Source organism: Burkholderia sp. USMB20 (assembly GCF_000949135.2).
In the GTDB taxonomy this organism is placed as follows: domain Bacteria; phylum Pseudomonadota; class Gammaproteobacteria; order Burkholderiales; family Burkholderiaceae; genus Burkholderia.
Window position 1 is genome coordinate 233,064 of sequence record NZ_JTAN02000010.1, and the last position, 26,251, is coordinate 259,314.

The window sequence follows — 26,251 nt, forward strand, 5'->3', positions numbered from 1 at the left end:
GGGATCAGCCTCCGTGTACGTCGAACAGCGCATCGAGCGCGGCGAGGCTCGATTCGAACGGTGCGCATTCGCGAAAGCCCTGCTGCAGGAACGATTCGATGCGCGGGTAGAGCGCGATCGCGCGGTCGAGCTGCGCGTCGCGGCCGGGCGCATAGGCGCCGACCGCGATCAGGTCGCGATTGCGCTGGTAGCGCGACAGCATCTGCTTGAACTGCCGAACGCGGTCGAGATGCGGTTCGTCGATCAGCGCGGTCATCGCGCGGCTGATCGACGCCTCGATGTCGATCGCCGGATAGTGGCCGGCCTCGGCGAGCGCGCGCGACAGCACGACGTGGCCATCGAGGATCGCGCGCGCCGAGTCGGCGATCGGGTCCTGCTGGTCGTCGCCTTCGGTCAGCACCGTGTAGAACGCGGTGATCGAGCCGCCGCCTTCGGGCCCGTTGCCGGTGCGCTCGACGAGCGCGGGCAGCTTCGCGAACACCGACGGCGGATAACCCTTGGTCGCGGGCGGCTCGCCGATCGCGAGCGCGATCTCGCGCTGCGCCATCGCGTAGCGCGTCAGCGAATCCATCAGCAGCAGCACGTGCTTGCCCTGGTCGCGGAAATACTCGGCGAGCGACGTCGCGTAGGCGGCGCCCTGCATCCGCAGCAGCGGCGACACGTCGGCCGGCGCCGCGACGACGACCGAGCGCGCGAGCCCGTCCTCGCCGAGGATCTGTTCGATGAATTCCTTCACTTCGCGGCCGCGTTCGCCGATCAGCCCGATCACGATCACTTCCGCGCTGGTGTAGCGCGCCATCGTGCCGAGCAGCACCGACTTGCCGACGCCGGAGCCGGCGAACAGGCCCATCCGCTGCCCGCGGCCGACGGTGAGCAGGCCGTTGATCGCGCGCACGCCGACGTCGAGCACGTGGTGGATCGGCTCGCGATCGAGCGGGTTGATCGACGGCGCCGACAGCGGCGCATCGACCTTCGACCCGAGCGGGCCGAGGCCGTCGAGCGGGCGGCCCGACGCGTCGACGACGCGCCCGAGCATTTCCCAGCCGACCGGCAGCCGCTTGGCGCCCGCGAGCGGATCGGCGACGGGCGCGGCCTCCAGCGGCCATACGCGCGCGCCGGGCAGGACGCCGGCGACGTCGGTGGTCGGCATCAGGAACAGGCGATCGCCGGAGAACCCGACGACTTCCGCTTCCGCGTGCGGCAGCGTGCTGCCGGGCGGCAATTCGATCGTGCATTCGGCGCCGACCGACAGGCGCAGCCCGATCGCCTCGAGCACGAGGCCCGCGGCGCGCGTGAGGCGCCCGCACGGCCGCAGCGGCAGCGCGCGGTGGCTGCGTGTCGCGAGCCCGTTCAGGTGCGTGCGCCAGTGCGCGAGATGCGGATTGTGCGGCGCGCGCGGCGTGTCGCAGGCGGCATCCGTCGCGTGTGCCGGCGCGTCGTGCGCGGTGTCGTGCGGACCGTCGGGGCCGAACGACGCGAGCGCGAGTTCGCGCTCGAGCGGCGTCATCCCGTCGTGCAGGATGGATGCGGGCGTGGGCGTCACCATGCGCTCACCTTGCCGATCGCGGCGGCGACGCGCTGCCAGCGGGTGGGCAGCGTCGCGTCGACCTCGCCCGTCGCGGCGTGCGCGCGGCAGCCGCCGCGCTCGATCGACGCGTCGGTGCGCACGTTCCAGCCGAGCGTATCGAGTTCGTCCTGCAGATAGGCTTCGACGACGGGCAGGTCGGCCGGATTCACCGCGAGATGCGGCGCGCCGGACAGCGCCGGTTCGGCGGCGAGCACGTCGCGCACCGCCGCGACGAGCGCGGCGGGATCGTGCTTCACGTGCTGGCGCACGACCTGCTGCGCGATGTCGAGCGCGAGCTGCGCGAGGTCGGACGCGAGATCGTGCTCGACGCTCGACACGGCTTCGCGGAACGACGCGGCGAGCGCCGCGAGCTGCGCTGCCTGTTCGCGGGCTTCGGCCTGGCCGGCTTCGAAGCCCTGCTCGCGGCCCTGGTCGAAACCGGCCTGGTAACCCAGTGCCTGCCCTTCGACGTGACCGGCCGCATGGCCTTCGGCATGCGCGGCGTCGCGCACGCGCTGCAGGTCCGCGGCGAGCGCGGCGGCGGCCGCTGCGGCAGCGTCGGGCGGCGGCGGGGGCGGCGGCGGATCGAACGACGCCATCTCCCACCGCTGGTACGCGGTGAGGGTGCCGGCGGGCTCGCGCGCGGAATCAGACATACGCGTCTTCCGCCTTGCCGCCGATCACGACCTGGCCGCTTTCGGCGAGGTTGCGCACGATCTGCAGGATGCGGCGCTGCTGCGTCTCGACTTCGGACACGCGCACCGGGCCGCGCGCGTCGAGGTCCTCGGCGAGCAGTTCGGCCGCGCGCTGCGACATGTTCGCGAGGAACTTCTGGCGCAGCGCGGGCGGCGCGCCCTTCAGCGCGATGATCAGCGTTTCCGACTCGACTTCCTTCAGCACCATCTGGATCGCGCGATCCTCGAGGTCGAGCAGGTTCTCGAACACGAACATCTGGTCGATGATCTTCTGCGCGAGCTCCGCGTCGTACTGGCGCACGCTTTCGAGCACGCCTTCCTCATGATTGCTCGTCATGAAGTTCAGGATCTCGGCCGCGGTGCGGATGCCGCCCATCGGGCTGCGCTTCAGGTTGTCGCTGCCGGACAGCAGGCCGGTCAGCACGTCGTCGAGCTCGCGCAGCGCGGCCGGCTGGATGCCGTCGAGCGTCGCGATCCGCAGCAGCACGTCGTTGCGCAGCCGCTCGGTGAAGCACGATGCGATCTCGGACGCCTGGTCGCGGTCGAGGTGCACGAGGATGGTCGCGATGATCTGCGGATGCTCGTTCTTGATCAATTCGGCCACCGCGCCCGAGTCCATCCACTTCAGGCCCTCGATGCCGCTCGTGTCGCTGCCCTGCAGGATCCGGTCGATCAGCACGCCGGCCTTGTCCTCGCCGAGCGCCTTGGTCAGCACCGAGCGGATGTACTCGCTCGAATCGAGCGACAGCGCGGTGTGCTGCTCGGCTTCCCTCGCGAACTCCTGCAGCACGTCCTCGACCTGCTCGCGCGTGACGTTCTTCAGCGCGGCCATCGCGGCGCCGATCTTCTGCACCTCGCGCGGCGCGAGGAACTTGAATACTTCAGCGGCCTCTTCCTCGCCGATCGACATCAGCAGCAGCGCGCTCTTGGTCAGGCCTTCAGCGTTCATCGGACACCCAGTTCTTCACGACGGTGGCGACGATCTTCGGATCCTGGCGGGCGATCGTGCGCGCGTAGTCGAGGTTGCGTTCGTAGCGGTTCTTTTCGTTCTCGAAGCCGAGCAGCAGCGCATCGGGCTCGTCGGCCTTGTCCGGGGCGGGCAGGCCGTCGAGCACGACCGCATCCTCCGGCGCCGCGAGCGCCGGCGCGGCCGGCTCGGGCGGCGGAAACGCGCGGCGCATCGCCGGGCGCACGAACATGAAATAGAGCGCCGCCGCGGCCGCCGCGATGCCGAGCCACTTCGCGGCTTCCTTCGCCATCGCGATCATGTCCGGCTGGCGCCACCACGGCAGGTCGGCGTACGGATCGCTCGCGGTCGAGAACGCGCTGTTCACGACGTTCACCGAGTCGCCGCGCTTCTCGTCATAGCCCATCGCGTCCTTCACGAGCTGCTCGATCTGCGCGAGCTTCGCGGGTGGCAGCGGCTGCATCGTCACGTGGCCCTTCGCGTCGGCCACCGGCTGGTAATTGACGACGACGGCGACCGACAGCCGCTTCACGTTGCCCATCGGCTGCTCGACGTGGCGGATCGTCTTGTCGAGTTCGTAGTTGGTCGTCTGGTCCTTGCGGTCGCTGACGGGCGTCGACTGCGGCCCGCTCTGGCCGTTGCCGGCGACGATCGGGGCGGAGGCCGGCTGCGGCGGCGTGTTCGACAGCGCGCCCGGCACGCCCGAGGCGCCGCCCTGCGCGAGTTCGGTGGCCGTGCTGGTCTGCTGGCTGCGGATCGCGGTCTGCTGCGGCGAAGCGTTCGGGCCGTAGCTTTCCGAGGTCTGCTCGAGCCTGGAGAAATCGACGTCGGCGCTGACCTGCGAGCGCGCGTTGCCGGCGCCGAAGATCGGCGCGAGGATCGCGTCGATGCGCTTCTGCGTGTTGCGCTCGACCTGCTGCACGTACTTGAGCTGGCTCGCGTCGAGGCCGGAGGCCGACGCCGTCTGGGTCAGCAGGTTGCCGTCCTGGTCGACGATCGTCACGTTCTTGGCCGGCATGTCGGGCACGCCGGACGACACCATCCGCGTGATCGCCTGGACCTGGCCCTCGTCGAGCACGCGGCCCGGGTAGAGGTCCACGAACACCGACGCGCTCGGCGCTTCCTTGTCGCGCACGAACACCGACGGCTTCGGGATCGCGAGATGCACGCGCGCCGTTTTCACCGCGTTGATCGACTCGATCGTGCGCTGCAGCTCGCCTTCGAGCGCGCGCTGGTAGTTCACCTGCTCCGCGAACTGGCTGATGCCGAATTTCTGGTTGTCCATCAGCTCGAAGCCGACCGAGCCGCCCTTGGGCAGGCCCATCGCGGCGAGCTTCAGGCGCGTTTCGTGCACCTGGTTCGACGGCACCAGGATCGCGCCGCCCGCGTCGGCGAACTTGTAGGGAACGTTTGCCTGCTGGAGCGCGGTGATGATCGCGCCGCCGTCGCGGTCCGACAGGTTGCTGTACAGCACGCGATAGTCGGGCGCGCGGCTCCACAGCACGAGCGCGGTGATCGCGGCGACGGCGAACGCGACCGCGATCACGAACGGCAGCTTCGGGTTGCCCTTCATCCGCGAGATGCCGGGGATGCGTTCCGCGAAGCCGCCGAACCCGAAGTCCGCGCCGGCGCCGCCTGCTCCCGGCAACGCGGCGGCCGCGGTGGCGCCTGGCACCGGGCTGGCGAGGCCCGTGCGGGCGTCGGGGTTGATCAGCGAGTTGGCCTGCGAATCCATGCGTGGAGTTTCTCCGGAGCGGGACGACTGAGCCGCTCGGACGAGCGGACGGACAATGACACGATGCGATTATCGGGACCCGGGCGCGACTCCGATCGACCGAAAAGAGCGGGGTTTCCCCCGTACTTTCGCGGCTTTGGCGCGCGCCGCGCTGCTATCCTTTTTCGCGATCCGGCATGGTGCGCGTCGTGCGGCGCCGTCGGAAACGCCCGGTGTGCCCGGGTCTCATTTCTTACAGGTCTGGGGACAGCATGGCTGCCAACGTCAGCGGAATCGGTTCGGTGTTGCAACAGATGCAGGCGATGGCCGCGCAGGCGAGCGGCGGCGTCGGGAGCCCGGCGGCAGCGCTCGCCGGCTCGGGCGCCGCGACGGCCGGCACGTTCGCGAGCGCGATGAAGGCGTCGCTCGACAAGATCAGCGGCGACCAGCAGCACGCGCTCGGCGAGGCGCACGCGTTCGAGGTCGGCGCGGCGAACGTGTCGCTGAACGACGTGATGGTCGACATGCAGAAGGCCAACATCGGTTTCCAGTTCGGGCTCCAGGTCCGCAACAAGCTCGTGAGCGCGTACAACGACATCATGCAGATGTCGGTTTGACCCGCGGGCAACCGGCGACGGGCATCCGGCGACGGGCTTCCCGGGGCAGCCGCCCAGGGGAGCAGCCTGCCTGCCGCGCCGGCGGCCCGCGCACCTAAAGCTTTCCAATTCCGTTCCGATAACTCTGGAACGAGGCCGCGTCGTGCATCGCAAGGCGGCGGCCACCGCATAGCCAACGCATCACAAGGAGAAGCGCATGTTTTCCCCAGGACACGCTGGAGCCAGTGCGTACGCGCGTGTCGGCGTCGAGACGGGGGTGATGGGCGCCTCCCCGCACCGGCTGATCGCGATGCTGTATCAGGGCGCGCGGCAGGCCATCGCGCTCGCGCGCATGCATTTGCAGCAGGGCAACGTGTCCGCACGCGGCGAAGCGATCGGCAAGGCGATCGGGATCGTCGAGAACGGCCTGCAGGTGTCGCTGAATCGCGACGCGGGCGGCCAGATCGCCGAGCGCCTCGACGCGCTGTACACCTATATCGGCCGGCGCCTGCTGGAAGCCAACATGCACGCGAGCGACGCGATGCTGGTCGAGGTCGACGGGCTGCTCGCGACGCTCGAGGAAGCGTGGACGGGCATCGCTCCGGAAGTCGCGCGCATGGCCGCGCAACAGGCGGCGGGCGCGGCGCGATGAATCTCAAGGCCGAATACTTCGCTCGCTACGAGGCGCTCGCGGCCGTGTCCGGCCGCATGCTGTGCGCGGCGCGCGGCGCGGACTGGCGGGCGCTGCCGGAGTTGCAGGCCGAATTCCTGAGGCTCGTCGACGGATTGAAGGCGGCCGCTCCGGGCGTCGCGCTCGACGAAGCGGACCTCGGCCGCAAGCTCGCGCTGATTCGCCGCATCCTCGCCGACGACGCCGCGATCCGCGATCTCGCGAGCCCGGAAGTCGCGCGGTTGTCCGCGCTGTTCGAGGCGCGGCGCTCGACCGAGGTATTGACCGATCTCTACCGCGCTCGCGGATAGTGCCCGTTTGCCGGGGCGGCGGTAGCCGCGCGCCCGGCTTCGCAACGATGTGGCTGAGGTGAGCAGGCTTCGATCATGACCGGTATCGACTCCGTTGCGGCCGCCCTGCTGGCGAGCCGCCTCGACAGCCTGCTGGCCGGCACCGTGACGGCGCCCGCCGGCGGCGCGCGACCGCGCAAGTCGGCACGCCGGGTGCGGCGCGTCGTCGCCGCCGCGGCGGGGCCACGCCGGCCGCGCCGCCGGCGTCCGCGCAGACGCGCTGTCCGATGTCGCGCTCGTGCTCGATGCGATCTCGCGCTCGGGCGGTGTCGCGACGCCGTGATCGCCGGGCGCACGCCGCTGCTGGCCGACCTTCCGTGCTGCTGGGCGTCGCGGCGACCGCGCCGCCGGTCGGGCAGAGCGCCTCCGATCCGGCCGCTTCGGCCGCCGCTTCTTCCACTGCTTCCTACACCGCTTCTTCCAGCACTTCTTCAACCGCGTCGCCCGCATCCGACGTCGCGGCCACGCGCGCTGCGGCTGCCGCACCGCCCGTCGCGGCGCTGCGCGCCGCGCTCGCGCAGGCCGTGAGCGAAAGCGGCCTCTTCTACGAATCCCATCTCGCGCAGTGGCTGGCCGGCCAGCGCCCGCTCGCCGCGCTGATGCGCGAACCGCAGGCGCGCCTCACGACCGTGCCGGTGCAGCCCGCCCCGGATGCCGCGCAGCACGATGCGCCCGATGTGCTCGACGAACTGCTCGCGCCGCGTCTGCCGTTGCCGGCGGCCGCGCCGCGATCCGCCATGCAGCCGGGCGCGCCCGCGCCGGGCGGTGCGGTGCCGCACGAGCTCGTGCAGAACACGCAGCCGGCCGCACGGCCCGGTACCGCGTCGGCCACGGCCGCGCTGACCGACCCGCTCGGCGACCATCCCGACCCGCGCTGGACGCCGGCGCGCGCCGAACTGGCCGCCGCGTCGGCCGATCCGCAGGCGCCGGCATCGGCTCCCGTGCATCCGGCCGCCGTGCCGATCGTCCGGCAGCAGCTCGACGCACTCGCGACGGACCAGTTTCGCTGGGCGGGCGAGGCATGGCCCGGCGCGCGGCTCGACTGGACGATCGAGCCCGACGAGCCGGGCGGCCGCGCGTCGCGCGGCGGCGACGACACGGGGGACGGGATCGCCTGGCGCACCCGGCTGACGCTCACGTTGCCGTCGCTCGGCACGGTCGACGCGGAGCTGGTGTTGAACGGCAAGCAGCTCGTCGCGCGGCTGCGCGCGAATTCGGCCGGCGCCGACCGGCTCACGCGAAACGAGGCGACGTTGCGGCAACGGTTCGAGGGATCGGGCCTGCAGCTCGGCGGACTGTCGATCCGCGCGGTCGGCGACGAGCCGGACGGCTTCGATCCGCTCGTCGCGCAGGCCGCCGCTGCCGCGTATGCGCGCAGTGCGGCTGGCGGCATGCCGGGCACCGACGACGAGGTGCCGCGATGAGCATGACGTCGCGCAAGCGCGCGGCCGCGCTCGTCTACGATCCGAAAGGCGGCGATGCCGCGCCGCGCGTGGTCGCGAAGGGGTATGGCCTGCTCGCCGAGATGATCGTCGCGCGCGCCCGTGATGCGGGGCTGTACGTGCATACCGCGCCGGAGATGGTGTCGCTGCTGATGCAGGTCGACCTCGACGACCGGATTCCGCCGCAGCTTTACCAGGCCGTCGCGGATCTGCTCGCGTGGCTGTATGCGCTCGATCGCACCGAGCCCGAACCGGGTGACGCCGCGCCGCGCTTTCCGTTGCCGCCGCTGCGCCGCTGAGTAGTCGCTGAGGCGCTGAGGCGCTGAGGCGCTGCGCCTACGCCCGCGCCCGCGCCCGCACCGAAGCCGAAGCCGAAGCCGAAGCCGAAGCCGAAGCCGAAGCCGAAGCCGAAGCCGAAGCCGAAGCCGAAGCTCGCCCAGCCGCCCGCCTACCCGGTTTTCTTGCGAAATGCTGTCCGGGCTTTCGCGATCATTTCGTCGTCATTTTTCGTCTATTGACCGGAATCTGCGCGCGATCAGCATGCTTTTTCGGTTATCTCTGGACTTTCTCGCCCGCTCCGTCGTGTGCCGGCGGATTGAGCGGTCGCGTCATTTGTGTAATGATATCCATTCTCATTTTCATGCTGTCCGGGCGGCGTACGTTTTCCGTGCGCCGCCCGTTGCTTTGAACGAATGGATACTCTCGCGTGAACGCGCCCGAAACGATCGCCCCGCCGCAGGCGGGCAGGCCCCCCGCGGGCGTTACCGTGCTGCATCCGGCCGCACGGCCCCTGAGCGACGCCGAACTGGCGGCGCGCCGCCAGCGCTCGCGCCGCGCGACCTTCATCAAATGGCTGCGCAAGGTGCACGGCTGGGTCGGATTGTGGGGCGCGGTGCTCGGATTGCTGTTCGGCGTGACGGGCGTGCTGCTGAACCACCGTGCGCCGCCGCTGAAGATCCCGACCGGCGAACCGCAGGTCGAACAGATGCAGATCGCGCTGCCGGACCCGGTGCCGAAGTCGCCCGCCGCGATGACGAAGTGGCTCCAGCAGGAACTGCACTTCGACGGCCGGCCGGGCCGCGTGCGCAAGGAGCCTGCGCAGCCGGTCGCCTGGGGCGACAAGCGCGTGATGCAGCCCGAGCACTGGCAGATGGGCCTGTTCGGTCCGCACCAGAACCTGCAGGCGGAATACTGGGTCGGCAACGGCTACGTGTCGGTGAAGCGCAGCGGCAACACGTTCCTGACGACGCTGAACAACCTGCATCGCGGCGTCGGCATGAATCTCGGCTGGGTGCTGCTGATGGACACGATCGCGGGTTCGCTGATCCTGCTATCGCTGACGGGCGTGCTGCTGTGGACGGAGCTGAACAAGCGCCGCACGGTCGGCGTCGTGCTGGTGGCCGGCTCGGTCGCCGCCGCGCTCGCCGCGGGCCTTGCCTGACGTCGGCATCGACGCGCGCCGGTTTTCCGCCGACGCATGACGGCCATCCGGCGCGGCCTTGCACCGCAGCGACGGCGTCAAGAAAACGCCGGGCCGCCCCAGGTTTTCCGCCCCGAAGGAAGTCTCCTTGGGGGGCTGGCGCGAAGCGACCGGTTTGGAGGGGGCCTCAGAGGCCGCAGGCCGCGCCGCCGTTTGCCGCGATTTCGCGGGCGGCCTTCGCGCCCTCGACCTGCAGGATCGTCGGCAGCGACACGTTGTTCTTCGCGGCCGTCACTTCGGCGAGGATCGAGATCGCGATTTCGGGCGGCGTGCGGCTGCCGATGTAGATGCCGGCCGGCCCGTGCAGCCGCGCAAGTTCCGCCTCGCTCAGGTCGAATTCGAGCAGCCGCTCGCGCCGCGCCGCATTGTTGCGTCGCGAGCCGAGCGCGCCCACGTAGAACGCGGGCGTCTTCAACGCCTCCATCAGCGCGAGATCGTCGAGCTTCGGGTCGTGCGTGAGCGCGATCACGGCCGAACGCGCGTCGAGCTTCATGTCGAGCACCGTGTCGTCGGGCATCGTGTGCACGACGCGCGTGCCCGGCACATCCCACGCATCCGTGTATTCCTCGCGCGGATCGCAAACCGTCACCTGATAGTCGAGGCCGACCGCGATCTGGCACAGATAGCGCGACAATTGCCCGGCGCCGATCACGAGCATCCGGTAGCGCGGCCCGTGGATCGTCACGAGCCGCTCGCCGTCGAACGCGAGCCCGTCGGTCGCCTGCGCGGGTGACAGCGACGCGCGCCCGGTCGCGAGCGTCATCGTGCGCGTGACGAGGCGGCCGGCTTCGACTTCCGCGCACAACGCGGCGATCCCGCTGTCGCGCGTGAGCGGCTCCAGCACGAGCTGGATCGTGCCGCCGCAGGGCAGCCCGAAGCGGTGCGCTTCCTCGGCCGTCACGCCGTACTTGACGGCTTCCGGGCGCGCGTCGGCCGCGATCCCGCTCGCATGCACGCGGGCGATCAGGTCGTCCTCGATGCATCCGCCGGACACGGAGCCGACCACGAGCCCGTCCTCGCGCACCGCGAGCATCGCGCCTTCGGGGCGCGGCGACGAGCCCCACGTCTTCACGACCGTCACGAGCAGCACGCGGCGCCCTTCGTCGAGCCAGCGCGCGCTGGATTTCAGTACATCGAGATCGACGCTTTCCATCATCCTGTTCCTGTTGCCGGACGGCCCGCCGGGCCGGGCCGTCGTTCGATGGCGGGATTATGAACCGGCCGGCGCGCGCGTGCCGGCAGCGTGCAGATCGTGGCGGCAAAATCCGGACGATCGGGCAAGAAATCGCGACGATCGGGCAGCGATCGTGCGCGGGCGGGGCGAAGCGGCGCATGTCGCGCCGCCCGCGCGGGTGCGCCTGTGGCAGGGACGATTCGGGCGGGGACGATTCAGGCGGGAGGGAGCGGGGCGCATGGGGCCGGTGCCGGCCCGGCGTGGCGTCGTACCGCTACACGCTGGGTGCTGCGCGCGGTGTGCGCGCGCAGCGGCGGCGGTCAATGCGCGTCGTGGTGACCGTGCGCGAGCTTCGAGTGGCGCCGCGAATACAGGAAGTAGATCACGAGGCCGATCACGAGCCAGATGCCGAACGCGGCCCACGTGACGGGCTGCAGGTTCAGCATCAGGAACAGGCACGCGCCGACCGCGAGGATCGGCACCACCGGCACGCCCGGGCAGCGGAACGCGCGCGGCAGTTCCGGGTGCGTGCGGCGCAGCACCAGCACCGCGATCGACACCATCGAGAACGCGGCGAGCGTGCCGATGTTGATCAGCTCGGCGAGCACGTTGAGCGGCACGAGCGCGGCGATCAGCCCGAAGAACAGGCCGACGAGCCAGGTCGTCAGGAACGGTGTCGCGTAGCGCGGATGCACGCGCGACAGCGTCGCCGGCAGCAGCCCGTCGCGCGACATCGCGAAGATGATCCGCGTCTGGCCGTAGCTCATCACGAGGATCACGGTCAGCATGCCGAGCACCGCGCCGAGGTCGATGAAGCCCGCGACCCACTTCTCGCCGGCGATCTGCAGCGCATACGAGATCGGGTGCGACACGTTCGCGTACTGCGCCGACGGCACGATGCCGGTCGCGACCGCCGCGACCGTCACGTACAGCACCGCGCACACCGCGAGCGACGCGATGATGCCGATCGGCAGGTCGCGCTTCGGGTTCTTCACTTCCTCGGCCGCCGACGACACCGCGTCGAAGCCGATGAACGCGAAGAACATCACGGCCGCAGCGCCGAACACGCCGTTCCAGCCGTGCGGCATGAACGGCTTCCAGTTCGCGGGCGTCACGTGGAACACGCCGACCGCGATCACGAGCAGCACGACCGACACCTTGATGAACACCATGATGTTGTTGATGCGGGTCGACTCGCGGATGCCGATCGACAGCAGCGTCGTGATCACCACCATCACGAGGAACGCCGGCAGGTTGAACCACGTGACGACGCCCGGAATCGCGCCGGGTGCGGCCGTCAGCACGGTCGGCAGCGAGAGCCCGAAGCCCTGCAGCAGCGACTGCAGGTAACCCGACCAGCCGACCGACACGGCCGACGCCGCGAGGCCGTATTCGAGCATCAGGTCCCAGCCGATGATCCACGCGACGAGCTCGCCGAGCGTCGCGTACGAGTACGTGTAGATCGAGCCCGCGACCGGAATCGTCGACGCGAATTCGGCGTACGACAGCGCCGCGAGGCCGCATGCGATCGCGGCAATCACGAACGACAGCATCAGCGCGGGGCCGGCCTGCACGGCGCCCGTGCCGGTCAGCACGAAGATACCGGTGCCGATGATCGCGCCGATGCCGAGGAAGGTGAGGTCGATTGCGCCGAGCGCTTTCTTGAGCCCGGCGCCGTGCGCGCCGGCGATCATGCGATCGACGTTTTTCTTGCGGAAGAGGGACATTGCGGATGTGTCTCCGGCGCGCGCGAGTGCGGCGGCGCCGAGTGAGTGAAAACCCGCAATTTTAGCCGATTTGGCGTGAAAGACCCGCTGCGGCGCAGCGGCGTGCTCCGGAATCGCCCGACAAAACAAGCGCTTGCGCGCAGCATTCGGCGGCCGGCGCCGGCGCGGCGCAGGTCGGCGCGGTGAACGGCGCGATTCCGGTGAATCCGGCGGATCAGGCGCCCGACGCGGGCGTCATCTCGACGAGCCGGTTGCTCATCACGTAGAACGTCAGTTCCGCGTTGTTCGACAGCCGCATCTTCTCGAGCAGCCGCGACCGGTACACGCTGACCGTCTTCACCGACAGCGACAGCGTGTTCGCGATGTCGGTGAGGCGCTTGCCCGACGCGAGCATGCAGAGCGTCTGGTATTCGCGGTCGGACAGCTTCTCGTGCGGCAGCGGTTCGTTCTCGAACGACACGTATTCGGCGAGCGCCTCGGCCATCGCCGGGCTCACGTACTTGCGGCCGGCCGCGACCTGCTGGATCGCGCCGATCATCTGCGCGGCATTCACCGTCTTCGACAGGTAGCCGGATGCGCCGGCCTTCAGCGCGCGCACCGCGTACTGATCCTCGCGGTACATCGAGAACATCAGCACCGGCGCGCCCGGCAGCTTGCGCTTGATGCGCTTGAGCACCTCGATGCCGTTCGCGTCCGGCAGCGAGATGTCGAGCAGGATCACGTCGAAGGCCTGGCGGTCGACCGCGGCCATCGCATCGCTGCCGGTCTCGGCTTCGGTCACGTCGCGCGCGACACCGCGGTCGATCAGCAGGTGGCGGATCCCTTGGCGGACGATCGCATGATCGTCCACGAGCAGGATGTTCAGGCTCATGACGACCTCACGAAAGCGACGCGCGGCGCGCGGCGGCCGGCACCGCGAACAGCGAGTCCCACGCGAAGCGCGCGATGACGCGCGTGCCGCGGCCCGCTTCCGGCGCACGCGCGTCGAAGCTGCCGCCGAACGCCTCGCAGCGTGCGCGCATCCCGGCGAGGCCGTAGCCGGCGCGCCGGCTGCGGGTAAAACCGGTCCCGTCGTCGGTGACGATCAGGGACAGATGCGTGGCGTCCGTGTCGATCTGCACGTCGACGGACGCCGCGCGCGCATGCTTCGCGACGTTCGACAGCGCTTCCTGCGCGACACGGAAGATCGCGAGCGCGCCGGCGCCGCCGAGTTGCGTGAGCCGCGCGTCGGCCGCGCAGACGAAGCTCGTACGCAGGCCGGTGCGGGCCGCGTGGCTGTCGGCCCACGTCGACAGTGCGCCGACGACGCCGCCGTCGAGTGCTGGCGTGTCGCGCTCGTCGATCAGCCGGCGGTTGGCGTCGGTCGCGGCGTCGAGCGACCGCTGCGCCAGCTCGAGCGCGCGCAGGCAGCCCTCCGGCGCATCGGCCGGCAGCCACGTTTGAACGTTTGCGAGCGCGAAACGCGCGGCGGTAAGTTCGGCGCCGAGCCCGTCATGCAGTTCGCCGGCCAGATGGCGGCGGGCCGCTTCGTCGGCGGCCGTCAGCTGAAGAGACAGCGCCGCGATCCGGGCGGCGGACGTGTCGCGGTTGGGCAGGGCTTCGGCCACGGGGGCTGCCGCGCCGTCGCCAGGCACGCGCGGCTGCGACGGGAACGGGGCGTGGGCGCCCGGGGGCGCGTTGAGCGACGTATCCATGACTCTCCCTGCTGTCAGAAAGCGGTTCGGGCACCGGCCGGCTGCGTGGATCGGCTGCCGTTTCGATGACGGTCGCCGTCAGAGAATCGTCCCTTGCCGAGGTAACAGAAGTTACAATTTGTAACGTTTGAGTCCGACCCTTCGATGACCGTCCCGACGCCAACCATGCGGGCCGAATAATATCTCAAAAATTTTGAAAAGGTCATGTCAGACGGAGGTTTAAGGGTAAATGTGAATAATCGGAATGAAGCTGGCTGTAGGAAAAACACCGACACGAAAGCACCGGCGCTGCGCGTATCCAAATGTAACGATTTGACATGGAATGGTCCCAGTTTGTTACGAATTCGCCAAGTAGGGACGAAAAAAAACCGGAGCTTTTGCTCCGGTTCTTGATACGGCACAAATTCGGGGCTCGATCAGTCCACGAATGCGCGCTCGATCACGTAGTGACCCGGCGCGTTGTTCTTGCCTTCGACGAGGCCGGCCTGCTTCAGCAGGTCGGTCGTGTCCTTCAGCATCGCGGTGCTGCCGCACAGCATCACGCGGTCGTTTTCCGGCGAGAACGCCGGCACGCCGAGGTCGGCGAACAGCTTGCCCGTCGCGATCAGGTCGGTGATCCGGCCCTCGTTGTCGAACGCTTCGCGCGTGACCGTCGGGTAGTAGACGAGCTTTTCCTTGATGATGTCGCCGAGATACTCGTGGCCCGGCAGGTCGTGCTTGATGTAGTCCATGTACGCCAGCTCGCCCTTCAGGCGGCAGGTGTGCGTCAGGATGACCTTGTCGAAGCGTTCGTAGATGTCCGGGTCGCGGATGATCGACATGAACGGCGCGAGGCCCGTGCCGGTCGACAGCATCCACAGCGTCTTGCCGGGCAGCAGGTTGTCGGCGACGAGCGTGCCGGTCGGCTTCTTGCCGATCAGCACCGAGTCGCCCACCTTCAGGTGCTGCAGGCGCGACGTCAGCGGGCCGTTCTGGACCTTGATGCTGAAGAATTCGAGGTGCTCTTCGTAGTTCGGGCTGACGATCGAGTAGGCACGCGCGAGCGGCTTGCCGTCGACCTCGAGGCCGACCATCGTGAATTCGCCGTTGTTGAAGCGCAGGCTCGGCTCACGGGTGCAGGTGAAGCTGAAAAGCGTGTCGGTCCAGTGATGGACGGATTGGACGGTGGCGGTGTCGTATTTGCTCATGGCTTTGAAAACGGACGCGCGTAGCGGACGCGTGTAACGGGCCCAAAAACGGGCAAAAAAACCGAGTGCGTCGGCCCGATCGCGGATCGGCCGGCCGGCGCGTCGGACACGCGCCTTCTCGATGACAGACGTTTGAGGAACTCGTTATTTTACCCTGCTTGGGGCAGATGCGGGCTTGACCCGCGCGGCTGCGCGGATTTGGCGCAACGGAATCTTGCAAACAGCTTTCGGTAATCTGCAGCGAGCTTCGCGCCGCGAACACGCGGGTCCGGAACGCGCACGCTTCCGAGCCGGTCAGGCAGGTGAACCGGCCGCCGCGATACGCGCGCAGGTCGTCGCGGGCATGCGGTGCTGCCGCGTCACTGCGAATCGAGGCGCAGCCGCGCGATATACGGCAGGTGGTCCGACAGCCACGCGGTTTCGCCGGACGGCGCCTGCCATTCGAGCGGCGTCAGCCCGCGCACGAACATCTTGTCGAGTGCGAGCGCCGGGGAGAACGCGGGGAACGTGCGGCCCGACTCGCCGAGCAGCGTTGCGACTTCGGACAGCCCGATCTCGCCGAACAGCGCGACCGAATCGTTGCGCCAGTCGTTGAAGTCGCCGGCGAGCACGAGCGGGTCGTCGCCCGCGTTGCGCACGATCCAGTGCGCGATCCAGTGCATCTGGCGCAGCCGCGCCGCACGCGTGAGCGCGAGGTGCGCGCACAGCAGCGTGACGGGCCGCGCGCCGGCGAGCGTCGCGCGCGCGACCAGCAGCCCGCGCCGCTCGAAGCGGTGCGCGGAGATGTCCCAGCGGCCGCCGAGGTCCAGCGGGTGCGGCGACAGGATCGCGTTGCCGTGCCGCCACGACGGCTTGAACACGTTCGGTCCGAGCGCGATCTGCCAGTCGAGCGCCTGCGCGATCTCGGTGGCCTGGCAGTGCCACACGTCGTCGACCGCGTCGTCCATCGGCGCGCCGAAGCCGGGGGCGAGCATCGGGCGCGGCATGCGGCGCGCCATCGCTTCCTGCAGGAAATACACGTCGGCGTGCGTCGACTGCATCCAGTTGCGCATCGCGTTCCATGCGGTGAAGCCGAGCGGCGAGCGGCCCTTGTGCAGGTTCCAGCTGACCGCGGTGATTTCGTCGGGCGCGGCGTGCGGTTCGGCGAACGGCAGGGACAGGGCGTCGGCGGACATGGCGCTCAGTCCTTCGCGACGTGCGCGCGCACGCGGTAGACGAGATGCGGGCGCTGCTCGACGAGCGTCCAGTCGGTCCATGCGTCGCCGCCGACCGACAGCCCCGGATGGCTCGCGACGATTTGCCGCGGCGACGCGGGCACGCACGGATCGCTGCGCGTCGCGTTTTCGTCGTCGAGGGTTTCCTGCACGTCGAGCGCGAGCGACACGGTGCGGGCGGCGTCGTCGACGGTGAGCGGCGCGACCGTCACCGAGCGCGAGCGCTCGGTCGGCACGACGCGCGCGGCGTTGCCGCAGCCGACGGGCACGGCGGACGGATAGCGATGGGTGTCGGTGCGGGTCTGACCGACGGTGGTGCGTTGCTGGAACGTGTCGATCGTCTGACCGTCGCGCACCACCTGGATCTCCCATGCGACGGCTGCCGGTGCGGCGCTCTGCGCATGGGCCGCGAGCGCGGCGCTCGCGAGCAGGACGGCCAGGCCGTGTTTCAGCATGAAACTTCTCCGGAAACGCGGGGGTAGCGGGGAACGGACGCACATCTTACGCCCGATCGATCCGGACGGTCGCGTGACACGATGCGTCGCCGCGGGTTCGCAGCACGATTTGGTCCTGATCGAAAGGTAGGTGCGCGTCACGCGTTTTCAAGCGAAAAAGCGCGCGAACTCGGCGACGCTCGCGCGCTCGGTGACGAGGCGGTTCTCGATCGCGTGCGGGTCCGCATGGCCGAGCGACATCCCGCACACGAGTTGCTCGTTGGCCGGGATGCCGAGATGCTCGGCGACGATCCGGTGGAACGGCACGAACGCGGCTTGCGGACAGGTGTCGAGGCCGCGTGCGCGTGCGGCCGTCATCACGCCCTGCAGGAACATCCCGCAGTCGAGCCATGCGCCGTGCGTCATCACGCGGTCGAGCGTGAAGAACAGCGCGACCGGCGCATCGAAGAAGCGGAAGTTGCGCGCGTGCTGCGCGTGCATGCGGGCCTTTTCGTCGCGGCCGATGTTCAACAGACCATACAGGTCCCAGCCGACCTTGCGGCGCCGGTCGAGGTACGGCGACACCCATTCGCGCGGATAGTAGTCGTACTCGGCGACGTATTTCTCGTCGCGCGCCGGATCGTCGTATGCCGCGGTGAGGGCCGCGGCGAGCGCGTCGCGGGTCGCGCCGGTCGCGACGTACACGTGCCACGGCTGGATGTTGGTGCCCGACGGCGCGCGGCTCGCGGCTTCGAGGATCGCCTCGAGTGTGTCGCGCGGCACGGGCGTCGGCAGGAACGCGCGAATCGCGCGGCGCGACTTGAGCGCGGCGTCGACAGCGTCGACGGCGTGGATCGCGTCGGGATCGACGCGCGAGACAGCAGCGGGGACGGACATCGGCAACCCTTCGAGACGAAGCGCGCGGCGCCGCGCGGGCGCCGTGGCGAGGCCGGCGCGACGGCCGGTGAACCTTCGATCATACGCCGCGCGGCGCGACGCCGCAGCGCGCGCACGGTGTTAGCAGCAGACCGCGGTGGCTGCTTGCTTGCACGCCGATGCGGGATCGCTACACTGAAATCGTAAGGGTCTGATGATCGAGTGACGGCAGCAGCGGCGAGGTTGGTATGACGACGGCGATGGTGAAACAGGAACTGGCGGTGGCGTCCTTCAGCACGGTGTACGACCTCGAGCAGGTCGAGACCGCGTTGAACGAGCTGAACGAGAGCGCGAGCGACGCACTGCGCGCTACCTACGAGCGGATGCTCAAGACCGGCAATCTGCGCTTTTGCGTGAAGCCGAACCGGATGCCGTCGTTCGACGAACTCGGCGACGCGCTGCCCAATTTCACCGAGCCCCTCGACGACGTGCGCAAGCAGGTCGCGCTGTGCCTCGAGACCGACGACCGGCTCGAACTGATGCCGATCCTGCTGCTTGGGCCGCCCGGCATCGGCAAGACGCATTTCGCGAAGGCGCTCGCACAGCTGCTCGGCACCGCGTACCACTACGTGCCGATGAGTTCGCTGACGGCCGGCTGGATCCTGTCGGGCGCGTCGTCGCAATGGAAGAACGCGAAGCCCGGCAAGGTGTTCGAAGCGCTCGTCAACGGCAGCTACGCGAACCCGGTGATCGCGGTCGACGAGATCGACAAGGCGGGCAGCGACGCGCAATACGATCCGCTCGGCGCGCTGTACGCGTTGCTCGAGCACGACACCGCGCGCGCGTTCGTCGACGAATTCGCCGAGGTGCCGATCGATGCGGGCAACGTGATCTGGGTCGCGACCGCGAACGATGCGCAGGCGATCCCGGAGCCGCTGCTGAACCGGATGAACGTGTACGAGATCGCGCCGCCGGACGCGGCCGGCGCGCGCCGGATCGCGCAGACGATCTACGACGAGATCCGCACGTCGCACGCGTGGGGGCGGCGCTTCCCCGACACGCTCGACGACGACGCGCTCGACGTGCTGGCCGCGACGCCGCCGCGCACGATGCGCCGTGCGCTGCTGCATGCGTTCGGCGCCGCGCGGCTCGACGGCCGGGACGTGATCGCACCGTCCGACATCCGCGCCGACGAGGGCGCGGCGAAGCGCCGGCCGATCGGGTTCTGAGCCGGCGGCGCGCGCCTCGCCGCGGCCTGCGCGCGTCGCGCCGTGCGGCGCGGCGCACGCGACATGCCGATGCACGCGCGTTCGGCAGGCGGGCGAACCGGGACGTACAATTCTCTTCTCTCCCCTCGACGCGTGAGCGACGCGAAACGCCATGGAGCAGATGGATTGTGTGGTGATCGGCGCGGGTGTCGTCGGTCTTGCGATTGCGCGGGAACAGGCCGCGCGCGGACGCGAAACGATCGTGCTCGAGGCGGCCGACGCAATCGGCACGGGCACGAGTTCGCGCAACAGCGAGGTGATTCACGCGGGGCTCTACTACGCGCGCGGCTCGCTGAAGGCGATGTCGTGCGTGCGCGGGCGCGACCTGCTGTACGAGTTCTGCGAGACGCGTCACGTGCCGCACCGGCGCGTGGGCAAGCTGCTCGTCGCGACGAGCGCCGCGCAGGTGAAGCAGTTGAAGGCGATCGCCGCGCGCGCGGCGGAAAACGGCGTGCTCGACCTGATGCCGCTCACGCGCACCGAGGCGCAGACGCTCGAGCCCGCGCTCGATTGCGTGGAGGCGCTGTTTTCGCCGAGCACCGGCATCGTCGACAGCCACCAGCTGATGCTCGCGCTGCTCGGCGACGCGGAGCGCGACGGCGCGGTGTGCGCGCTGAAATCCCCGGTCGAGTCGATCGACGTGTTGCGCGGCGGCCGCTTCGTCGTGCGCACCGGCGGCGACGCGCCGACCGAAATCGAGGCCGCGTGCGTGATCAACAGCGCGGGCCTCGGCGCGCAGGCGCTCGCGCGCCGCACGCGCGGCCTCGATCCGCGCTGGGTGCCGCCGCTCTATCTCGCGCGCGGCAACTACTTCAGCCTGTCCGGGCGCGCGCCGTTCTCGCATCTCGTCTATCCGATGCCCGACCGCGCGGGGCTCGGCGTGCATCTGACGCTCGATCTCGCCGGGCAGGCGCGCTTCGGCCCGGACGTCGAGTGGGTCGATGCGCTGCGCTACGAAGTCGATCCGGCGCGCGCGCAGGCGTTCTACACGTCGATCCGCACGTACTGGCCCGACCTGCCGGACGACGCGCTGCAGCCGGCCTACGCGGGGATCCGGCCGAAGCTCGCAGGGCCCGGCGAGCCGCCGGCCGACTTCATCGTGCAAGGCACGGCGCAGCACGGCGTGCGCGGCCTCGTGAACCTGTTCGGCATCGAGTCGCCGGGGCTGACCGCGTCGCTCGCGCTCGCGCAGCGCGTCGCCGACATGACGTCGCATGGCTGACGCACACGGCCCGCATCCGTGCGGGTCGGCCGTGCGAAACCCCGGGCGAGACCCGTGTGAAATCCCTTATCTCCGGCATTTCGGCGCGCACATTGATGCGCTTGAGCGTTATTCTGTTGAACGGCCGTCGCCAGAACGGCTTTCAAACCGATAACGTTGGAGCGAGTCCCCCATGAAAACATCCCGTCGGAGTTTCCTGATCACGAGCATCGGCGCCGTGTCCGCGCTGGCGCTGTCGCGCGAAGCGCTGGCCGATGCGCCGATGCTGTCGGAAACGGATCCGACCGCCGTGGCGCTCGGCTACAAGGCCGATGCGACGAAGGTCGACAAGACGAAGTATCCGAAATACGCAGCGGGCCAGGATTGCGCGGCCTGCATGCTGTACCAGGGCAAGAAGGGCTCGGCGTCGGGCCCGTGCGGTGCATTCCCGGGCAAGCAGGTATCGGCGAAGGGCTGGTGCAGCGCATTCTCGAAGATGGGTTGATGCCCGCGGCGGCATCGTGCGATGCCGCAATGTGGCGAAAACCGCAAAACGCCCGCCATCGGACGATGGCGGGCGTTTTTTATGCTTGAAAACGGTTCCGTCGCTTTCTACACTCGCTGCAAACCAACGCGCCGCGGGCCCTCCGCGCGCCGCGCCCGATACGGCGGATTCACGAGAACGAGGCTCGCATGGCGACGATTGCGAATTCAACGAAAACGATCCGGCCCGAGCGCGCGCTGAACCGCCGCGCGGTAGTCGCCGCCGTGATCGGCAACGCGCTCGAGTGGTACGACTTCACGGTGTTCGGCTTCATGACCGTCGTGATCGCCGAACTGTTCTTCCCGACGACCAGCGAATACTCGTCGCTGCTCCTGACCACCGCGACCTTCGGCGTCGCGTTCTTCATGCGCCCGATCGGCGGCATCGTGTTCGGGCTTCACGCCGACCGCGCGGGCCGCAAGGCCGCGCTGTCGCTCGTGATCCTGCTGATGACGGCCGGCATCTTCCTGCTCGCGATCGCGCCGCCCTATGCGGCGATCGGCATCGGCGGCCCGCTCCTGATCGTGCTCGGCCGCCTGCTGCAAGGCTTCTCGGCGGGCGGTGAATTCGGCAGCGCAACGGCGCTGCTGATCGAAGCCGCGCCGTTCTCGAAACGCGGCTTCTACGGCAGCTGGCAGATGGCGAGCCAGGCGGGCGCGCTGCTGATCGGCGCGCTCGTCGGCGCGGCGGTCACGCGCGGGCTGTCGCACGACGCGCTGCGCAGCTGGGGCTGGCGCGTGCCGTTCATCCTCGGGCTCGTGATCGGCCCGATCGGTTTCTACATCCGCCGTCATCTCGCCGATTCCGAAGCGTTCCTGCATGCGCAGCAAAGCGCACGCCGCGCAACGCTCGGCGAAGTGTTCACGCGCCATCCGCGCGAGGTGCTGTGCGGGCTCGGCTCGGTGATCGCGCTGACGGTGACGGTCTACGTGCTGATCAGCTATCTGCCGACCTTCGCGGTGAAGCAGCTGAAGCTGCCGTATGCGCAATCGTTCTATGCGGTGATCATCGGCAACCTGCTGCTGATGGTGCTGTCGCCGGTCGCGGGCGCATGGTCGGACCGCATCGGCCGCAAGGGTCTGTCTTTGTGGTCGCTCGGGCTGACGCTCGTGCTGATGTATCCGCTGTTCGCGTGGCTCGACGCGGCGCCGAGCATCGCGCGGCTGATCGTGGTGCAGGCCGTGCTGTCGGTGACGCTCGCCGGCTACTACGGGCCGTTCGGCGCGATGATCGCCGAGCTGTTCCCGGCCAACGTGCGCTCGACCGGGCTGTCGATCGCGTACAACGTCGCGGTGATGCTGTTCGGCGGTTTCGGGCAGTTCATCGTCACGTGGCTGATCAAGGTGACGGGCACGCCGCTCGCGCCGACCTATTACGTGATGGCGGGAATCGCACTGTCGATCGTCGCGGTCGCGTTCGTGCCCGCGCGCAGCGCGGATCTCGACGCGCCGGCCTGACATTGCATTGCATCGCATGCATCGTTTCGGAAGCCGCAACGATGTGCGGCCTGGCCCCGAGCACGGCGCGACAACCCTCTGCGTTCGCGCCCGAATTGTTTAGTTGTCGAACGAAACATGCGCGGGATGAACGAAATGGCCGCTCGCGCGCGCAGAGGCACTTTTCGCGTGTGCAAGACATCGGCAAAAACCCGCGTGGATGCGCGTCTAGAAGAGTTTTTTCTCCAGCTTGTTGCAAAATCGCTAGCTCAAGTAATATCCGCGTACCCGGCCCCCAGGGGGACCGGTTCCGATCTGGAGACCTGGAGGAAACATGGAATACAACCGTCTGTTGCACACCCTGCGTGTTACCGCCATCGCAGGCGTGGCAGCGGCATCGCTCGGCGTCGCGGGTTCTGCATTCGCACAGATCCCGAACAAAACGCTCGTCTACTGCTCAGAAGGCAGCCCGGCGGGTTTTGATTCCGCGCAATTCACGACCGGCGTCGATTTCACCGCCGCCACGTTCACCGTCTACAACCGCCTCGTCGAATTCGAGCGCGGCGGCACCAAGGTCGAGCCCGGCCTCGCCGAGAAGTGGGACGTCTCGTCCGACGGCAAGGTGTACACGTTCCACCTGCGTCATGGCGTGAAGTTCCACACGACCGACTTCTTCAAGCCGACGCGTGAATTCAACGCGGACGACGTCGTGTTCTCGTTCGAGCGCATGCTCGATCCGAACAATGCGTTCCGCAAGGCCTACCCGGTGTCGTTCCCGTACTTCACCGACATGGGCCTCGACAAGCTGATCACGAAGATCGAGAAGGTCGATCCGTACACCGTGAAGTTCACGCTGTCCGAGCCGAACGCGCCGTTCATCCAGAACATGGCGATGGAATTCGCGTCGATCCTGTCGGCCGAGTACGGCGACCAGCTGATGAAGGCCGGCAAGGCCGCCGACATCAACCAGAAGCCGGTCGGCACGGGCCCGTTCATCTTCCGCAGCTATACGAAGGACGCGACGATCCGTTTCGATGGCAATCCTGATTACTGGAAGAAGGGTGCGGTGAAGCTGTCGAAGCTGATCTTCTCGATCACGCCCGACCCGGGCGTGCGCGTGCAGAAGATCAAGCGCAACGAGTGCCAGGTGATGAGCTATCCGCGTCCGGCCGACATCGCGGCGCTGAAGGCCGACTCGGGCATCGACATGCCGTCGCAGCCGGGCTTCAACCTCGGCTACCTCGCGTACAACGTCGAGCACAAGCCGGTCGACAAGCTCGAAGTGCGTCAGGCGCTCGACATGGCGATCAACAAGAAGGCGATTCTCGAATCCGTCTATCAGGGTGCCGGCCAGGCCGCCAGCGCGCCGATGCCGCCGACCCAATGGTCGTACGACAAGAACCTGAAGATGGCCCCGAACGACACCGAGAAGGCGAAGGCGCTGCTCGCGAAGGCCGGCTATCCGAACGGTTTCGACATCACGCTGTGGGCGATGCCGGTGCAGCGCGCATACAACCCGAACGCCCGCCTGATGGCCGAGATGATCCAGGCCGACTGGGCGAAGATCGGCGTGAAGGCGAAGATCGTCACGTACGAGTGGGGCGAGTACATCAAGCGCGCGCACACGGGCGAGCAGGACACGATGCTGATCGGCTGGACGGGCGACAACGGCGACCCCGACAACTGGCTCGGCACGCTGCTCGGCTGCGAGGCGATCAAGGGCAACAACTTCTCGCACTGGTGCTACAAGCCGTTCGACGACCTGATCCAGAAGGGTCGCACGACGACGGGCCAGGACGCGCGCACGAAGATCTACACGCAGGCCCAGCAGATCTTCGCGCAGCAGCTGCCGTTCTCGCCGATCGCGAACTCGACGGTCTACCAGCCGGTACGCAAGAACGTGGTCGACATGCGCATCGAGCCGCTCGGCTATGCGCGTTTCGACGGTGTCAGCGTGAAGTAACCGGCCTGGCGTAAGCTGTCGTCTTGAGAAGACCGGCTTGAAATCATCCGGCGACGAGGGGCCAAAAGCCCCTCGTCGCCGGTCGTACATTTCCCACAAGAAAATACGAGACGCATCATGTTCACATTCGTGTTGCGCCGCGTGGGCATGGTGATCCCGACCTTCATCGGCATCACCATCCTGGCGTTTGCGCTGATTCACCTGATACCGGGCGACCCCATCGAAGTGATGATGGGCGAGCGCGGCGTCGATCCCGCGATGCATGCGGAGGCCATGAAACGCCTCGGGCTCGACCAGCCGCTGCCCCTGCAGTACATCCACTACATCGGCCGGGCGCTGCATGGCGACCTCGGCACGTCGATCATCACCAACACCAGCGTCGCGGGCGAATTCTTCGCGCGCTTCCCGGCGACCGTCGAACTGTCGCTGTGCGCGCTCGTGTTCGCGCTCGCGGTCGGGCTGCCGGCCGGCGTGATCGCCGCGCTGCGGCGCGGCTCGGTCGTCGATCATGGCGTGATGGGCACCGCGCTCACCGGCTACTCGATGCCGATCTTCTGGTGGGGGCTGATCCTCATCATGGTGTTTTCGTCGTACCTCGGCTGGACGCCCGTGTCGGGCCGCATCGCGGTCGAATACGATTTCCCGCATCCGACCGGCTTCATGCTGATCGACGCGCTGCTCGCACCCGACGAAGGCGCGTTCAAATCGGCGGTCAGCCACCTGATCCTGCCGGCGATCGTGCTCGGCACGATCCCGCTCGCGGTGATCGCGCGGATGACGCGCTCGTCGATGCTCGAAGTGCTGCGCGAGGACTACATCCGCACGGCGCGCGCGAAGGGGCTGTCGCCCGTGCGCGTGGTCGTCGTGCATGCGCTGCGCAATGCGCTGATCCCGGTCGTCACCGTGATCGGCCTGCAGATCGGCACGCTGCTGGCCGGCGCCGTGCTGACCGAGACGCTCTTTTCGTGGCCCGGTGTCGGCAAGTGGCTGATCGATGCGATCGGCCGCCGCGACTATCCGGTCGTCCAGGGCGGCATCCTGCTGATCGCGACGCTCGTGATCGTCGTGAACCTGGTCGTCGACCTGCTGTACGGCGTGCTGAATCCGCGCATCCGCCACACGAGGTAATCCCATGAGCAATCTGCAAAACACCCTGCCGAGCGAATCCGCGCCGGCCGGCGGCCGTGCGCTCGCGCTGCGCGAGTTCTGGGCCAATTTCTCGCGCAACCGCGGCGCCGTCGGCGCCGGCATCGTCGTGCTGGTGCTGATCCTCGTCGCGCTGTTCGCGCCGCTGATCGCGCCGCACAGCCCGGTCGAGCAATACCGCGACTACGTGAAGATCCCGCCCGCATGGCTCGCGGGCGGCAACTGGCAGTTCATCCTCGGCACCGACGAAGCGGGCCGCGACATCCTTTCGCGCCTGATGTTCGGCGCGCGCATGTCGTTCTGGATCGGCTTCGTGTCGGTCGTGCTCGCGCTGATCCCCGGCATCGTGCTCGGGCTGATCGCCGCGTTCTTCCAGAAGTGGGCCGACACGCCCGTGATGCGCATCATGGACGTGCTGCTCGCGCTGCCGTCGCTGCTGCTCGCGGTCGCGGTCGTCGCGATCATCGGCCCGGGCCTCACCAACACGATGTTCGCGATCGCGATCGTCGCGCTGCCGGCCTACGTGCGCCTCACGCGCGCATCCGCGCTCGGCGAGCTGCAGAAGGAGTACGTGACGGCGTCGCGCGTGGCCGGTGCCGGCACGCTGCGCCTGATGTTCTCGCAGGTGCTGCCGAACTGCACGGCGCCGCTGATCGTGCAGGCGACGCTCGGCTTCTCGTCGGCCATCCTCGACGCGGCCGCGCTCGGCTTCCTCGGCCTCGGCGTGCAGCCGCCGACCGCCGAGTGGGGCGCGATGCTCGCGTCCGCGCGCGACTACATCGACAACGCATGGTGGATCGTGACGATGCCGGGCCTGTCGATCCTGATTTCGGTGCTCGCGATCAACCTGCTCGGCGACGGGCTGCGCGACGCGCTCGATCCCAAACTGAAGCGGATGGCGTGACC

The 26,251-nt window shown here is 68.7% G+C and carries 25 protein-coding genes; 13 read left to right on the forward strand and 12 right to left on the reverse strand.

The window, feature by feature from the left end; translation table 11 throughout:
• Positions 1-4: 4 nt before the first annotated feature.
• The 4 genes from fliI to fliF are packed head-to-tail and all read right to left on the reverse strand — an operon-like array spanning position 5 to position 4,964.
• Positions 5-1,546 (reverse strand): flagellar protein export ATPase FliI, encoded by a 1,542-nt coding sequence (fliI, locus tag PL79_RS12245; protein WP_044849245.1) that lies wholly within the window; start codon positions 1,544-1,546, stop codon positions 5-7.
• The gene (fliH, locus tag PL79_RS12250) at positions 1,540-2,223 is read right to left on the reverse strand and encodes a flagellar assembly protein FliH (RefSeq protein WP_044849244.1); all 684 of its coding nucleotides are present in this window, start codon (positions 2,221-2,223) and stop codon (positions 1,540-1,542) included. The genes fliI and fliH overlap by 7 nt, the downstream gene beginning before the upstream one ends.
• Positions 2,216-3,211 (reverse strand): flagellar motor switch protein FliG, encoded by a 996-nt coding sequence (fliG, locus tag PL79_RS12255; RefSeq protein ID WP_044849243.1) that lies wholly within the window; start codon positions 3,209-3,211, stop codon positions 2,216-2,218. Before fliG ends, fliH begins: the two co-directional genes overlap by 8 nt.
• Positions 3,201-4,964 (reverse strand): flagellar basal-body MS-ring/collar protein FliF, encoded by a 1,764-nt coding sequence (gene fliF / locus PL79_RS12260; protein ID WP_044849242.1) that lies wholly within the window; start codon positions 4,962-4,964, stop codon positions 3,201-3,203. Before fliF ends, fliG begins: the two co-directional genes overlap by 11 nt.
• Positions 4,965-5,215: 251 nt before the next feature.
• Between fliF and fliE the strand changes: the two genes are divergently transcribed.
• The 6 genes from fliE to PL79_RS12295 all read left to right on the forward strand — a co-directional run bounded on the left by fliE (position 5,216) and on the right by PL79_RS12295 (position 9,442).
• Positions 5,216-5,560: a flagellar hook-basal body complex protein FliE gene (gene fliE, locus PL79_RS12270; RefSeq protein WP_044849241.1), complete on the forward strand. Its 345-nt coding sequence runs from the start codon at positions 5,216-5,218 to the stop codon at positions 5,558-5,560.
• A gap of 196 nt (positions 5,561-5,756) precedes the next feature.
• A complete protein-coding gene (fliS, locus tag PL79_RS12275) occupies positions 5,757-6,191 on the forward strand; it encodes a flagellar export chaperone FliS (RefSeq protein WP_044849240.1) in 435 nt (144 codons plus the stop codon).
• Positions 6,188-6,520 (forward strand): flagellar protein FliT, encoded by a 333-nt coding sequence (locus tag PL79_RS12280; RefSeq protein WP_044849239.1) that lies wholly within the window; start codon positions 6,188-6,190, stop codon positions 6,518-6,520. Before fliS ends, PL79_RS12280 begins: the two co-directional genes overlap by 4 nt.
• Before the next feature lie 356 nt (positions 6,521-6,876).
• Positions 6,877-7,983, forward strand: coding sequence for a flagellar hook-length control protein FliK (fliK, locus tag PL79_RS12285; protein ID WP_442861544.1), 1,107 nt, complete (start codon positions 6,877-6,879; stop codon positions 7,981-7,983).
• The gene (locus tag PL79_RS12290) at positions 7,980-8,300 is read left to right on the forward strand and encodes an EscU/YscU/HrcU family type III secretion system export apparatus switch protein (RefSeq protein WP_044848841.1); all 321 of its coding nucleotides are present in this window, start codon (positions 7,980-7,982) and stop codon (positions 8,298-8,300) included. Before fliK ends, PL79_RS12290 begins: the two co-directional genes overlap by 4 nt.
• A 407-nt stretch (positions 8,301-8,707) precedes the next feature.
• On the forward strand, positions 8,708-9,442 hold the full coding sequence (locus PL79_RS12295) for a PepSY-associated TM helix domain-containing protein (protein WP_044848842.1): 735 nt from the start codon (positions 8,708-8,710) through the stop codon (positions 9,440-9,442).
• 166 nt (positions 9,443-9,608) lie between these two features.
• Here PL79_RS12295 and PL79_RS12300 read toward each other — a convergent pair whose 3' ends face one another.
• From PL79_RS12300 to PL79_RS12335, 8 genes are all read right to left on the reverse strand, one after another.
• The gene (locus tag PL79_RS12300; RefSeq protein ID WP_044848843.1) at positions 9,609-10,634 is read right to left on the reverse strand and encodes an XdhC family protein; all 1,026 of its coding nucleotides are present in this window, start codon (positions 10,632-10,634) and stop codon (positions 9,609-9,611) included.
• A gap of 341 nt (positions 10,635-10,975) precedes the next feature.
• A complete protein-coding gene (locus PL79_RS12305) occupies positions 10,976-12,382 on the reverse strand; it encodes an amino acid permease (RefSeq protein ID WP_044848844.1) in 1,407 nt (468 codons plus the stop codon).
• Positions 12,383-12,596: 214 nt separating this feature from the next.
• Entirely contained in the window at positions 12,597-13,253 is a 657-nt protein-coding gene (gene rqpR, locus PL79_RS12310) for a response regulator transcription factor RqpR (RefSeq protein WP_044848845.1), read from the reverse strand.
• Positions 13,254-13,260: 7 nt separating this feature from the next.
• Positions 13,261-14,076 carry a quorum system sensor histidine kinase RqpS gene (gene rqpS / locus PL79_RS12315; RefSeq protein ID WP_044848846.1) on the reverse strand — a complete coding sequence of 272 codons (816 nt, stop codon included), beginning with the start codon at positions 14,074-14,076 and terminating at the stop codon, positions 13,261-13,263.
• 416 nt (positions 14,077-14,492) lie between these two features.
• The gene (locus PL79_RS12320; RefSeq protein ID WP_044848847.1) at positions 14,493-15,263 is read right to left on the reverse strand and encodes a ferredoxin--NADP reductase; all 771 of its coding nucleotides are present in this window, start codon (positions 15,261-15,263) and stop codon (positions 14,493-14,495) included.
• Between the two features lie 359 nt (positions 15,264-15,622).
• Positions 15,623-16,438 (reverse strand): endonuclease/exonuclease/phosphatase family protein, encoded by an 816-nt coding sequence (locus PL79_RS12325; protein ID WP_044848848.1) that lies wholly within the window; start codon positions 16,436-16,438, stop codon positions 15,623-15,625.
• A 5-nt stretch (positions 16,439-16,443) separates the two neighbouring features.
• A complete protein-coding gene (locus PL79_RS12330) occupies positions 16,444-16,932 on the reverse strand; it encodes a hypothetical protein (RefSeq protein WP_044848849.1) in 489 nt (162 codons plus the stop codon).
• 147 nt (positions 16,933-17,079) lie between these two features.
• The gene (locus PL79_RS12335; protein WP_044848850.1) at positions 17,080-17,808 is read right to left on the reverse strand and encodes a nitroreductase; all 729 of its coding nucleotides are present in this window, start codon (positions 17,806-17,808) and stop codon (positions 17,080-17,082) included.
• 227 nt (positions 17,809-18,035) lie between these two features.
• Between PL79_RS12335 and PL79_RS12345 the strand changes: the two genes are divergently transcribed.
• The 7 genes from PL79_RS12345 (at position 18,036) to PL79_RS12375 (ending at position 26,249) form a co-directional block, all read left to right on the forward strand.
• Positions 18,036-19,016 carry an AAA family ATPase gene (locus tag PL79_RS12345; RefSeq protein WP_044848851.1) on the forward strand — a complete coding sequence of 327 codons (981 nt, stop codon included), beginning with the start codon at positions 18,036-18,038 and terminating at the stop codon, positions 19,014-19,016.
• A gap of 151 nt (positions 19,017-19,167) precedes the next feature.
• A complete protein-coding gene (locus PL79_RS12350; protein ID WP_044848852.1) occupies positions 19,168-20,277 on the forward strand; it encodes an NAD(P)/FAD-dependent oxidoreductase in 1,110 nt (369 codons plus the stop codon).
• Between the two features lie 172 nt (positions 20,278-20,449).
• Entirely contained in the window at positions 20,450-20,761 is a 312-nt protein-coding gene (locus PL79_RS12355) for a high-potential iron-sulfur protein (RefSeq protein ID WP_021163765.1), read from the forward strand.
• 188 nt (positions 20,762-20,949) lie between these two features.
• Positions 20,950-22,257 carry an MFS transporter gene (locus PL79_RS12360; protein ID WP_044848853.1) on the forward strand — a complete coding sequence of 436 codons (1,308 nt, stop codon included), beginning with the start codon at positions 20,950-20,952 and terminating at the stop codon, positions 22,255-22,257.
• Positions 22,258-22,570: 313 nt separating this feature from the next.
• Positions 22,571-24,199, forward strand: a complete 1,629-nt coding sequence (locus tag PL79_RS12365) for an ABC transporter substrate-binding protein (RefSeq protein WP_044848854.1) — start codon at positions 22,571-22,573, stop codon at positions 24,197-24,199.
• A 117-nt stretch (positions 24,200-24,316) separates the two neighbouring features.
• Positions 24,317-25,327, forward strand: a complete 1,011-nt coding sequence (locus PL79_RS12370; RefSeq protein ID WP_044848855.1) for an ABC transporter permease subunit — start codon at positions 24,317-24,319, stop codon at positions 25,325-25,327.
• Between the two features lie 4 nt (positions 25,328-25,331).
• Entirely contained in the window at positions 25,332-26,249 is a 918-nt protein-coding gene (locus PL79_RS12375) for an ABC transporter permease subunit (RefSeq protein ID WP_044848856.1), read from the forward strand.
• Positions 26,250-26,251 lie beyond the last annotated feature (2 nt).